Source organism: Arthrobacter sp. SlRoot2-15 (assembly GCF_059739345.1).
The window spans coordinates 1-10,976 of record NZ_AP046058.1 but is presented as its reverse complement, the minus strand read 5'-3'; the positions used below and the strand labels follow the sequence as shown (position 1 = coordinate 10,976).

The following is a 10,976-nucleotide window of genomic DNA, read 5'->3' as shown; positions in this document are numbered from 1 at the left end:
TTTTCCTGCCGGCGGGCCCGGGGGAGGACGGGCGATGCTCGTTCTCGCGATCGTCGCGTGGAGCGTCACTTTTCTGATCGCAGTACTGGGTATCAGCGCTGCTGCCACAGTGTGGTTCTACATGGAACCGGTGGTCGATTCGGTTCCGGATCCGGCGAGCTATTACGTCGCCGCCGCGGCCGGCTTTCTGGCGCTGCTCCTAAGCCTGACTGTCAGTGTGGGCGTGACGGTGCAGGCGGCTCGCTGCAGCCGGGGCCGGATTTACCAATCTGCCTGACCGTCATGATCCGGCGGCGAAGAAAAGCACCAATTATGGGTAATGTATTGTTTTGAACAATATTCCGTATTGAATAAGGAAATTTAGATTACTGCGCATGTGTGCGCAGGCGCCCAAATTCATCCTGATGAAAGGTCAACAATGGAGTCATGGAAGACCGACCGGGTGGGTTCGGCGATTGCGGGGGAGAATCCCACCGTGATGACCCGGCTGGACGGCGGTTTCGCGGTCATCGGCGACGTCCAGTGGCTTCCCGGCTACTCGGTGCTGGTCACAGACAAGCCCGGCGTGGACCGGCTGACCGATCTGCCGCGCGCCGAACGGATGGCCTATTTGAGCAGCGTCGACATTCTGGCCGAAGCTGTCGAAATTGCCTGCGCGGAATTGGATCCTGCATTCATTCGGGTCAATATCGAAATTCTTGGCAACAAAGACCCATTCCTGCACACGCATATCTGGCCGCGGTACCAATGGGAAGAACCCGAATTGCAGACCAAACCGGTGTGGCTGTACCCAGGAGCCAACTGGTCCGACCCGGCCACCGCGCTGAGCCCAGCACACGATCCCTACCGGTCCGCCATCACAGCGCAGATCAAGAACTTGTCGGTGTGAGTCAAAGCGACGACGACCCGAGGCCTGAGATTCTTCTCGACGTCGACTACGGGTATTCGTGGCCACTGTCCACAATCTTTTGGGATCCCAAGGATGTCCCCACTGGGAGCGAGAGCTTCCGGCACAGCTCAACGAGGATCTGAGGGCCTGGGCAAAGTTCTTCAACGATCATGCAAATCCAGAAACAGGAATGTTTGGCAGCGAGAAACTGCGCAAGCATTTTGACTTGGAGGGCGTCCGACTCCGAGACGCCCTCGAGGAAGTTCTGGGAAACAAGTATCGTTTCCGCCTCCGACTGTGGTTCTAAGGAACCCGCACGATGATCGCGTTTCAGGGCGACGTTTCCGGCCCTACCGGGACTGCTTGCGTAAAGCCGATAATCAACATTATGTCAAGTAACGTTTTTGAGTGAGCCCTCAGATAGATCACACCAACCCCCTACTGCGAGCGTTTCACTCCCTCGTCGCGGCGGACACGTCGACGCAGAGAATCCCCCTGTTGCCGTCCTGGTCGGCGATTACGGTGAGCGATGGCGCGTTGCTGTCGTCAACGACTGTTCCGCCCGCGGCGACGGCGGCGGCGATCCTTTGCCCGGCCACCTCGGGCGCCACATAGACCTCGATGTGGAACCGCTGGCTCGAGGTCCCGTGCCCGTGGGCGTCCCCGAACCACAGGTTCGGTACCCGTCCCGTGGCGTCGCGGATTTCGTCGCTGGGCGAACCGTGGCCCTGGGCTTCGGCGTTCCCGGTCAGCAGGACGGCCCACACCGGGGCGATGGTCGCGGAACTCGCCGTGTCGAGGCCGAACTCGATGTGGCTTACCGCAGCCGGGTCAGCTTCGACCTTGTGGGCGGCGGCGATCTCGGTTATCCGTCGCGCCAGGTCCACGTCCTGCTGGGTCACCCATTCGACGACGTGTTCGGCGCCCGCAGCGTCGCGGTAAATGGCGTCGTCCGTGCTCAGCTTGAGGTCTACGTACCCATTGCCGATTGACACGCGTGGGTGGTGTCCGAGCGCATCGCCCGCCTCCCCCACCGCCATGACGAACCGGGCGCCGGTGCTGAAGTCGTCGACGAGGTACCGGGCATGCAGTCCTTGGGCCAACTTGCGCCAGTCGGTCAGCTTGGCCTCGGCGATCTGGTCGCCCGTGAGCATGTCCATAGCCGGGGAGCCTACCAAGGTCAGGTCAATGTCGATACGGTTGTGTCCCGCTCCGGGCTGGCTGGGCGTGACCTCACTGGATCCAGGAGGAAATATGCGGCGGTGGCAAAGACCGAACCGCCGATGCACAGCAACGTCACCAGAATGGGCCCGGCAAATCCCGGGAGAAGGGAGCTAACGTTGACGACCACCGGGAACCACAGTGCAGCCCAGAGCACGACGCTGATCCAGCAGGCCCAGCGCCCACCTGCGGAGCAGCAGGAAAGCGCAGGCGCCAAGGACGGCGGCGAGCAGGCCGGCCGAGATTCCGATGAACGGGCCCCGCAGCACATCCCCGTCAATCGTTTGCCCGTGGGCTCTCAGAGTCGCCGCCGTTTGGGCAAAGCGGATCGAGCCGGCAATCACGATGGCGGAGCCGCCCAGGAAAAACATCAGATGGAGCGTCTGCATGGCCCTGTACACCGCGGCGCTACTCCCCCGCCGCTGCCTCCGATCCCCCGTCATGCCCCGACGGTACACCGCCGCAGCCCACCCGTCGATCGCCCGGGCGGCGGCGGTGGCAAAGACCGAACCGCCGCTGACCGCATGGTTGAAGGCAAGACGCTCCACAGCTAGCGTTGCGTGACGTGGAGACGACCTTCAGTGCTGAGTTGTTCGAGTGGCGTGGTCCTGCGCCGTTCTACTGGTTGACGCTGCCCGCGGACGTCGGTGACTACGTCCGGGCCGAGGCCGCGGCGGCCAGCTACGGCTGGGGCGCCATCCCGGTCTCCGTACGCATCGGCGGCACCGAATGGGAAACCTCGCTGCTGCCGCGCAACGGTGAATACGTGCTGCCGGTCAAGAAGGACGTCCGCACGCGGGAGCGGTTCGGCGACGGCGACACGGTGACGGTCGCCATGAGCGTGGCTCCCCGCGGCGGGCGGGCGGCCAACGGCACCGGCCCGACCGTATGAGGCGTTAGCACCGCTGCTCCTACCCGTCGAACGCCACCTCTGAGGTCTTGACGACCTCCGCGGTCCGCCCGGGAGCCGCCTGGTTTTCCCAGTAGAGGTTGGTGTGCGCAATAACCAGTTCAGGCGGCGGCGCACCCCAGGCCGAGAGGTCCTCAGTGCTGTGGGCATCGGCAACGAGGGTGACGTCATAGCCACGCACGAACGCGCCGTGGATCGTGGACCGGATGCATTCGTCCGTCTGCGCGCCCGCCACGAGGAGGCGCCCTACGCCGGCGGCGGCAAGGACCTCTTCCAGGTCGGTGTCCTCAAAGGAGTCGCCGAAGGACTTGTGCACCAGCGGCTCCGGTTCCTGCCGGGCCAGCTCCGGGACGTACTCCCAGGCCTCACTCCCCCGTTCCAACTGGGCGTCTGAATGCTGAACCCAGACAATCGGCACCGCGGCGTCGCGGGCCTTGTCCACCAGTTCCGCGATGTTTGCAATCACGGCGTCGCGCCGGTGCGCGCCCTCCACCACACCGTTTTGCACATCGATCACCATCAAGGCGGTGTTGGGTCGACCGGACAACGTTGTCATGGGCATCTCCTCAGGTTAGCTGCTTGTCTGTTCCGCGCCCCATGCTAGTCCGCAATGCTGCCCGGCTCCATGACTTGCGGAAGCTAGGCTGGAAGCATGCCAGCCACCACTCCCCCGCTGCCCCATTCGCCGTCGAGCACCCGCGCAGCGGTCCTCGCGGCGGCCGCCGACGCCCTCCTGATCCTGCTCTTCGCCGCGATCGGACGGGACGCCCACCAGCGCGGCGAGATCATTACCGGAGTCCTGGCGACCGCGTGGCCGTTCCTGGCCGGCGCCGCCGCGGCCTGGCTGGCTCTGCGGCTGTGGCGCGCGCCGCTCGCACTGTGGCCGGCCGGCGTCGCCGTCTGGCTCGGAACGGTGGCCGTCGGCATGCTGCTCCGGGCGCTCACCGGGCAGACCGTGGTCCTGCCGTTTGTGATCGTGGCACTGCTCAGCCTGGCGGTTTTCCTGCTCGGGTACCGGCTGCTGGCAGCGGCGGCCCGGCGGTTCCGGGCACGCCGCACGCGGGGCTGATGGACTAGGCTTGCAAGCACACGGCACTGCCCTCACGGGCCACTCATGACGCCGGCAACGGCGCACCAGATCCGAAAGGTCCCCACGTGATCACCGCTTTCGTCCTGATCAAGACTGACGCTTCCGCCATTCCGGAAACTGCAGAAAAAATCTCCGCGATTCCCGGCATCAGCGAGGTCTATTCGGTGACCGGCGAATGGGACCTGATCGCGATTGCGCGCGTGGCCAAGCATGAGGAGCTCGCCGACGTTATCGCGGACAAGCTCTCCAAGGTCCCTGCGGTGGTGCACACCACCACGCACATCGCGTTCCGTGCATACTCACAGCACGACCTCGACGCGGCGTTTGCCCTGGGCTTCGAACAGTAAGAAGCGCGTCAGTCGCGGGACAGCGCGACCCAGCGGTCCAGGACCGCGGCCGCGGCGCCGGACTCCACCGATTCCTCGGCCCGCTTCATCGCGGCGGCCATCCGTTCGGTGAGCGGGGCGGTCGCGTCCACGTCGAAGGAGACCAGGCCGGCCGCGGCGTTCAGCAGCGTGGCGTCGCGGGCGGGGCCGGGTTCTCCGGCCAGCACCGAACGGACGACGGCGGCGTTGGCCTCAGCGTTCCCGCCGCGCAGTTCCTCGACGGTCGCCTGCCGGATCCCCAGCTCGCGCGGGTCGAAGACTTCCTCCGTCACCTGCCCACCGCGGATTTCCCAGATCCGGGACGGCCCCGTGGTGGTCAGCTCATCCAGCCCGTCGTCGCCCCGGAAGACGAGTCCGCGGCTGCCGCGCTGCGCGAGCACCCCGGCCACCAGCGGCGCCATCCGTTCGTTCGCGACGCCGACGGCGGACGCCTGGACGTGCGCCGGGTTGGTCATCGGCCCCAGGAAGTTGAAGGCCGTCGGGACGCCCAGCTCACGGCGGGCGACGGCGGCGTGCCGCATCGACGGGTGGAACACCTGGGCAAAGCAGAACGTGATGCCGGCTTCTTCCGCGTTCCTGGCTACCCGCGGAATGGGCAGGTCCAGCCGGACGCCCAGAGCTTCCAGGACATCCGCGGATCCCGACGTCGACGACGCTGCGCGGCCCCCGTGCTTGACCACCTTGGCGCCTGCCCCGGCCGAGACGAGGGCCGCCATAGTGGAGATGTTTACGGTGTTCAACTGGTCCCCGCCGGTGCCCACGATGTCCAGCTTTTCGCCCGCGATCTCGATCGGATTGGCGGAGTCAATCATCGCCTCAACCAAGCCGGAGAGCTCCTCCACGGTCTCTCCCTTGGCGCGCAGCGCCACCAGGAAGCCGGCCACCTGGGCCGGGGTCGCTTCGCCGGACATGATCGAATTCATGGCCCACTCGGTGTCCCCGGCCGTGAGGTTGCTGCCGTTGATGAGGGCGCCGATGAGGCGCGGCCACGTCTTGCCTGCCGCCTGTGCTGATGCCTGAGAAGTCACGTTCTGATGCTATCGAGCCGCGGGCCGCAATGCCCAATGCGAAGGGGGCCGGGAACTTTTCCGCACGATTTCGCGGCTTTGTAGAAAAAGTCCTCCCGAAACGCGGTTTGCGTTGGGCAGGACGGACTTTTATAGACATAATGTCTATGTGACATCTGCGACCCATGCCCCCAGTACCCCGGCGCACCCGACGCTGAATCGCCCGAACATGGTTTCCGTTGGAACCGTTGTATGGCTGTCCAGTGAGTTGATGTTCTTCGCCGGTCTCTTTGCCATGTACTTCACACTCCGTTCGACGTCCGGACAGATGTGGGCCGAAGAGACAGCCAAGCTCAACTTCCCCTTTGCGCTCGTAAACACGATCGTCCTCGTGGCCAGTTCCTTTACTTGCCAGATGGGCGTCTTCGCCGCCGAACGGCTCCAGCCGCGCCGGCTCGGCGGTCCCCTGAGCTTTACCCGCTGGGGAATGAACGAGTGGTTCACGCTCACATTCATCATGGGTGCGTTCTTCGTGGCCGGCCAGGCGACCGAGTACGCCATGCTCGTCTCCGAGCACGTCTCACTCTCTTCCAACGCCTACGGCTCAGCGTTCTACATGACCACCGGGTTCCACGGCCTGCACGTTATCGGCGGCCTGATTGCCTTCCTGCTCATCATCGGACGCTCGTTCGCGGCAAAGAAGTTTGGGCACTTCGAGGCAACCTCCGCGATTGTCACCTCGTACTACTGGCACTTCGTCGACGTCGTGTGGATTGGCCTCTTCCTGGTCATCTACGTCCTCAAGTAGCCCCACTTGTCTCTCTTTCTACAAGAGATAGAATTTCAAGAAGTGGCTCCCGGAGCCAACGCAGGATCGAATAAAGGAACCACCACGTGAAGGCACTCTCGCAGAAGCGACGTCACCCACTGGCAGCAGTTGCACTGTTGCTGATGGGCCTCCTCATCACTGGTGGGCTGTACGCCGTTGCCACCACCGTCAACCAGGCCAAGGCCGACACCACGAGCTTCAGCGCAAGCGACGCAGAGGAGGGCGGCAAACTGTTCGCCGCCAACTGCGCCACCTGCCACGGCATGGGTGCCAGTGGCTCGCAGGCCGGACCGTCGCTCGTCGGCGTCGGCGCTGCCGCCGTTGACTTCCAGGTTGGCACCGGCCGTATGCCCATGCAGATGAACGGCCCGCAGGCTTACAAGAAGCCCGCCCAGTTCAACGAGGAGCAGACCCACCAGCTCGCGGCCTACGTCGCTTCGCTCGGCCCCGGCCCGTCGATCCCCGAGGCCGGTGTGCTCGACGAGAAGGGCGACGCCGCCAAGGGCGGCGAGCTGTTCCGCACCAACTGCGCCATGTGCCACAACGCTGCTGCCGCCGGCGGCGCGCTGACCCGGGGCAAGTTCGCCCCGGCCCTCGCCGACGTTTCCGGCAAGCACATCTACGAGGCCATGGTCACCGGCCCGCAGAACATGCCCGTCTTCTCCGACGCGAACGTCACCCCCGAAGGCAAGCGCGACATCATCACCTTCCTGAAGCAGATCGAAGCCAACGGCTCCCCCGGCGGCAATGACCTGGGCGCACTCGGCCCGGTCTCCGAAGGCCTGTTTGTTTGGATCGCCGGACTGGGCGTCATCATCGCCTTCACGATCTGGCTGACTTCGCGGACGTCCTAGGCGCCCCGCGGCACCCGTAAGAATTTTCTGCTGATCACTCAGCAGTTTGAATTGAAAACTAACTCGGCATTGGCCGAGACGAGAGAAGGATGAGGCGAATTATGGGCAACCATAGTGACGGCAGTCCGAGCCACTCGGGCACCGTAGCTACGGCTGGTCAGAATGAGGTGGAGAAGTTCCAGGATCCTGGAATTCCCCCGCATCGTTTGCGCCTGGCTGACACGGACCCGAGGGCCGCCAAGCGAGCGGAACGGCAGGTGGCCATCCTGTTCGGCGCCTCGGTCGTTGGCACCCTGATATTCCTGGTGGCGTACTTCGCCATCGATCTTGGAGCTGACTCCTCGATCGCCACCATCCGGCTGCAGAACACCTTGCTGGGCATCGGCACCGCCTTTGCCATGCTCGGTATCGGCACCGGCATCGTGCACTGGGCCAAGGCCCTTATGCCGGACCACGAAGTGTCGGAAGAGCGCCACGCCATCCGCACCGAAGAAGACCGTCTGGCCGCCGTCCGGATCGTCGACGACATCGTCGAGGAGACCGGCATCAAGCGCCGCCCGCTGATCCGCAACACCCTGCTGGGCGCCGTCGCGCTGGCTCCGCTGCCGGCCCTGGCCGTCTTCGGTGACCTGGGTCCGCGTCCGGACAACAAGCTGGCGCACACCATGTGGGCCCCAGTGGACGGCAAGACCAAGCGCCTCACCCGCGACCCGGATGGCACCCCCATCAAGGCCTCGGACGTCACCATCGGCTCGGCGTTCCACGTCATTCCGGAAGGCCTGAACGAACTCCACGAGGGCAAGCTGAACGAAAAGGCGAAGTCCGTCGTCCTGCTGATGCGCCTCAACCCGGAATCCCTCAAGCCCTCCCCGGGCCGCGAGGACTGGAGCTACAACGGCATCGTTGCGTACTCCAAGATCTGCACCCACGTTGGTTGCCCTGTTGCCCTGTACGAGCAGCAGACCCACCACCTGCTCTGCCCGTGCCACCAGTCCACCTTCGACCTGACCCAGGAATGCAAGGTTATCTTTGGCCCGGCCAGCCGGCCGCTCCCGCAGCTGCCCATCGCCGTCGACGACGAGGGTTACCTCTACGCCACGAGCGACTTCAAAGAACCTGTCGGACCTAGCTACTGGGAGCGTGATGAGCATGAGCGCAACATCAACAGCTGACACCCCCACCTTTGTCGCCAAGACCAAGGGCGGCCGCATTACCGATTTTGTTGACCAGCGTGTGGGCGGTTCCGGAATGCTCCGGGAATTCGGCCGCAAGGTCTTCCCGGACCACTGGTCCTTTATGTTCGGCGAAGTCGCGCTGTACTCCTTCGTGATCCTGCTGCTCTCCGGCACGTTCCTGACCTTCTTCTTCGACCCGTCGATGGCGGAAACCCACTACCAGGGTTCCTACCTGCCGCTGAAGAACGTCGAGATGTCGGTTGCTTACAACTCCTCGCTGAACATCTCCTTCGATGTCCGCGGCGGACTGTTCATGCGCCAGGTCCACCACTGGTCGGCCCTGCTGTTCGTGGCCTCGGTGTCCGTGCACATGCTGCGCGTTTTCTTCACCGGCGCCTTCCGCAAGCCCCGCGAAATGAACTGGGTGGTGGGCAGCGTCCTGCTCATCCTGGCCATGGCCGCCGGCTTCACCGGCTACTCGCTCCCCGATGACCTGCTCTCCGGCAACGGCCTGCGCATCATCGACGGCGTGATCAAGTCCATCCCGGTGATCGGCACGTACATCTCGTTCTTCCTCTTCGGCGGAGAATTCCCCGGCACCGCCATCATCGGCCGCCTGTACATGCTCCACATCCTGCTGGTTCCCGCGCTGATCCTCCTGATGATCGCCGTGCACCTCTTTATGGTGGTCGTGCACAAGCACACCCAGTACCCCGGCCCGGGACGCAACGACGGCAACGTCGTCGGCTACCCCCTCGGCCCGGTCTACGCGGCGAAGGCCGGCGGCTTCTTCTTCATCGTCTTCGGTGTCATCGCCCTGATGGCCGGCTTCTTCACGATCAACCCGATCTGGAACTACGGTCCGTACGACCCCTCCCCCGTCTCCGCAGGTACCCAGCCTGACTGGTACATCGGCTTTGTTGACGGCGCCCTGCGCCTGATGCCGGGCACCTTCGGCAACTGGCACGTCGAGCAGGTCTGGTTCGGCCACGTCTTCACCTTCAACGTGCTGCTGCCGGCCCTGGTCCCGGCGGGCATCCTGTTCACCGTGATGTTCACCTACCCGTGGATCGAACGCTGGATCACCAAGGACGACCGCGAGCACCACGTCCTGGACCGTCCCCGCAACGCGCCGACCCGTACGGCGATCGGCATGGCCGGCTTCGTCTGGTACTGCGTGATGTGGGCAGCAGCAGGTTCCGACCTCATCGCCACGCACTTCCACGTGGCCCTGAACGACGTCACCTACTGGCTGCGCGCACTGTTCTTCATCGGCCCGGTCATCGCGTTCATCGTCACGAAGCGCGTCGCCCTGGCCCTGCAGCGCAAGGACCGCGAAATCGCTCTCCACGGCCGCGAAACCGGCCGCATCGTGCGCCTGCCGCACGGCGAGTTCATCGAGGTCCACGCGCCGCTGGACGAATACAAGCGCTACAAGCTGGTCGGCTTCGAATCCCCGTCGCCGCTCCCGGCGGAGCCGAACAGCCACGGCATCGTGGACCGTAAAGAGAAGCGCCGTGCGCTGCTCTCCAAGTGGTTCTTCGAGGACCGGGTTGCCCCGGCAACCCCGGCCGAGCTCGCGGCGGCCCACGGCCACCACGGTGAGCACGAGGCTGTTGCCCCGGCTGCGGAGCAGAAGAGCCTCAGCCACTAGCCTCCGGCGCTAGCCAACAGAAAGGCCCGGTCCAATTGGACCGGGCCTTTCTGTGTCCCCGCGCACCGGCAGACAGCAACGCGGGGTCACTCCGCGCCCATCCCGAGGGTCAACATGGGCGCGGAGCGACCCGGGCGTTGCTGGTCAGGCGCGGTAGCCGGTGGCGTAGTTGCGGGTGGGGCGCACACCGGGCCGCTGCAGGGGCACCCAGAGCTTGTACCGGTCGGCCCGGTAGTAGGAGACCGAGTAGTCAACCATGGCCCTGGCGACGAAGGCGTGCCGCTGGATCTTCAGCAGCGGCGAGCCCACCTCGACGTTGAGCAGCCGGGCCGTCGACGGCGACGCCGCCGTCGCCTCGATCATGTCCTCGCCCCACTCCATCACCAGCCCGTAGCGTTCGCTCAGCACGTTGTAGAGCGACGTCGGCGGCTCCCCGTCGAGCAGGCCCGGCACACGGTGCGCGGGGATGAAGTTCTCGTCGACGCTCATCGGCTCGTTGTCCGCCAGCAGGAGGCGCCGGAAGCGCACCAGCGGCGTCCCCTCCTCGAGCTGCAGCTCGCGGGCCAGGAAGGCGCTGGCGTTGATCTGTTCGAAGCTGAGCACCTTGGCGGCCGGGACCATGCCGCGGCGCTGCATCTCCTCGCTGTAGGAGGTGAGTTTGACCTGCAGGTCCAGTTTCGGTTTACGCACAAACGTGCCGAGGCCGACGACGCGTTCAATCACTTCCTCACCGACCAGGGCGTCGATCGCCTGGCGCACCGTCATCCGGGCGAGGCCGAACCGTTCGGAGAGGTCCCGTTCGGAGGGAAGGGCTGAGCCCGGCGGGCAGGAGCTGGCAATGTGCGCGCGCAGGATCTCGCGGAGCTGGACGTAGATGGGGACGCCGCTGTGCCGGTCGATCTCGCCGGCCATCCGCGCCGCGTTAGACCCCACGGCGAACCCTGCTGAAAACGTTCATACC

General features: G+C 65.0%; 14 protein-coding genes. 9 read left to right on the top strand and 5 right to left on the bottom strand.

Annotated elements, in window-relative coordinates:
* Positions 1-34 precede the first annotated feature (34 nt).
* Complete coding sequence (locus tag AC6I9V_RS00070) at positions 35-277, top strand: hypothetical protein (protein ID WP_497897880.1); 243 nt, start codon at positions 35-37, stop codon at positions 275-277.
* Between the two features lie 141 nt (positions 278-418).
* A complete protein-coding gene (locus AC6I9V_RS00065) occupies positions 419-889 on the top strand; it encodes an HIT family protein (RefSeq protein WP_497897879.1) in 471 nt (156 codons plus the stop codon).
* 452 nt (positions 890-1,341) lie between these two features.
* Here AC6I9V_RS00065 and AC6I9V_RS00060 read toward each other — a convergent pair whose 3' ends face one another.
* Both AC6I9V_RS00060 and AC6I9V_RS00055 read right to left on the bottom strand, forming a co-directional pair.
* Complete coding sequence (locus AC6I9V_RS00060; RefSeq protein WP_497897878.1) at positions 1,342-2,049, bottom strand: 4a-hydroxytetrahydrobiopterin dehydratase; 708 nt, start codon at positions 2,047-2,049, stop codon at positions 1,342-1,344.
* A 174-nt stretch (positions 2,050-2,223) separates the two neighbouring features.
* Positions 2,224-2,658 (bottom strand): hypothetical protein, encoded by a 435-nt coding sequence (locus AC6I9V_RS00055; RefSeq protein WP_497897877.1) that lies wholly within the window; start codon positions 2,656-2,658, stop codon positions 2,224-2,226.
* 17 nt (positions 2,659-2,675) lie between these two features.
* On the opposite strand from AC6I9V_RS00055, the gene AC6I9V_RS00050 reads away from it, so the two are divergent.
* The gene (locus AC6I9V_RS00050; protein WP_497897876.1) at positions 2,676-3,002 is read left to right on the top strand and encodes a DUF1905 domain-containing protein; all 327 of its coding nucleotides are present in this window, start codon (positions 2,676-2,678) and stop codon (positions 3,000-3,002) included.
* 19 nt (positions 3,003-3,021) lie between these two features.
* Here AC6I9V_RS00050 and AC6I9V_RS00045 read toward each other — a convergent pair whose 3' ends face one another.
* Positions 3,022-3,576, bottom strand: a complete 555-nt coding sequence (locus AC6I9V_RS00045; RefSeq protein WP_497897875.1) for a cysteine hydrolase family protein — start codon at positions 3,574-3,576, stop codon at positions 3,022-3,024.
* Positions 3,577-3,672: 96 nt separating this feature from the next.
* Between AC6I9V_RS00045 and AC6I9V_RS00040 the strand changes: the two genes are divergently transcribed.
* Both AC6I9V_RS00040 and AC6I9V_RS00035 read left to right on the top strand, forming a co-directional pair.
* Positions 3,673-4,089: a DUF3054 domain-containing protein gene (locus tag AC6I9V_RS00040; RefSeq protein ID WP_497897874.1), complete on the top strand. Its 417-nt coding sequence runs from the start codon at positions 3,673-3,675 to the stop codon at positions 4,087-4,089.
* A gap of 86 nt (positions 4,090-4,175) precedes the next feature.
* Positions 4,176-4,457, top strand: a complete 282-nt coding sequence (locus AC6I9V_RS00035) for an Lrp/AsnC family transcriptional regulator (protein ID WP_146337532.1) — start codon at positions 4,176-4,178, stop codon at positions 4,455-4,457.
* Between the two features lie 8 nt (positions 4,458-4,465).
* Here AC6I9V_RS00035 and trpD read toward each other — a convergent pair whose 3' ends face one another.
* Positions 4,466-5,524, bottom strand: coding sequence for an anthranilate phosphoribosyltransferase (gene trpD, locus AC6I9V_RS00030; protein WP_497897873.1), 1,059 nt, complete (start codon positions 5,522-5,524; stop codon positions 4,466-4,468).
* A 112-nt stretch (positions 5,525-5,636) separates the two neighbouring features.
* Here trpD and ctaE point away from each other — a divergent pair, with 112 nt between their 5' ends.
* The 4 genes from ctaE (at position 5,637) to qcrB (ending at position 10,015) form a co-directional block, all read left to right on the top strand.
* Entirely contained in the window at positions 5,637-6,311 is a 675-nt protein-coding gene (ctaE, locus tag AC6I9V_RS00025) for an aa3-type cytochrome oxidase subunit III (protein WP_217500973.1), read from the top strand.
* Positions 6,312-6,397: 86 nt separating this feature from the next.
* Complete coding sequence (qcrC, locus tag AC6I9V_RS00020; protein ID WP_146337530.1) at positions 6,398-7,186, top strand: cytochrome bc1 complex diheme cytochrome c subunit; 789 nt, start codon at positions 6,398-6,400, stop codon at positions 7,184-7,186.
* Between the two features lie 101 nt (positions 7,187-7,287).
* Positions 7,288-8,358: a cytochrome bc1 complex Rieske iron-sulfur subunit gene (gene qcrA, locus AC6I9V_RS00015; protein WP_349414254.1), complete on the top strand. Its 1,071-nt coding sequence runs from the start codon at positions 7,288-7,290 to the stop codon at positions 8,356-8,358.
* Positions 8,336-10,015, top strand: a complete 1,680-nt coding sequence (gene qcrB, locus AC6I9V_RS00010) for a cytochrome bc1 complex cytochrome b subunit (RefSeq protein WP_497897872.1) — start codon at positions 8,336-8,338, stop codon at positions 10,013-10,015. The genes qcrA and qcrB overlap by 23 nt, the downstream gene beginning before the upstream one ends.
* Positions 10,016-10,159: 144 nt before the next feature.
* Here qcrB and AC6I9V_RS00005 read toward each other — a convergent pair whose 3' ends face one another.
* Positions 10,160-10,927 carry a GntR family transcriptional regulator gene (locus AC6I9V_RS00005; protein WP_349414299.1) on the bottom strand — a complete coding sequence of 256 codons (768 nt, stop codon included), beginning with the start codon at positions 10,925-10,927 and terminating at the stop codon, positions 10,160-10,162.
* Between the last annotated feature and the right edge of the window lie 49 nt (positions 10,928-10,976).

Coding starts and splice junctions, on each gene's coding strand:
- AC6I9V_RS00070 (WP_497897880.1), top strand. CDS start 35: ATGCTCGTTCTCGCGATCGTCGCGTGGAGCGTCACTTTTCTGATCGCA.
- AC6I9V_RS00065 (WP_497897879.1), top strand. CDS start 419: ATGGAGTCATGGAAGACCGACCGGGTGGGTTCGGCGATTGCGGGGGAG.
- AC6I9V_RS00060 (WP_497897878.1), bottom strand. CDS start 2,049: ATGGACATGCTCACGGGCGACCAGATCGCCGAGGCCAAGCTGACCGAC.
- AC6I9V_RS00045 (WP_497897875.1), bottom strand. CDS start 3,576: ATGACAACGTTGTCCGGTCGACCCAACACCGCCTTGATGGTGATCGAT.
- AC6I9V_RS00040 (WP_497897874.1), top strand. CDS start 3,673: ATGCCAGCCACCACTCCCCCGCTGCCCCATTCGCCGTCGAGCACCCGC.
- qcrA (WP_349414254.1), top strand. CDS start 7,288: ATGGGCAACCATAGTGACGGCAGTCCGAGCCACTCGGGCACCGTAGCT.
- qcrB (WP_497897872.1), top strand. CDS start 8,336: ATGAGCGCAACATCAACAGCTGACACCCCCACCTTTGTCGCCAAGACC.
- AC6I9V_RS00005 (WP_349414299.1), bottom strand. CDS start 10,927: ATGGCCGGCGAGATCGACCGGCACAGCGGCGTCCCCATCTACGTCCAG.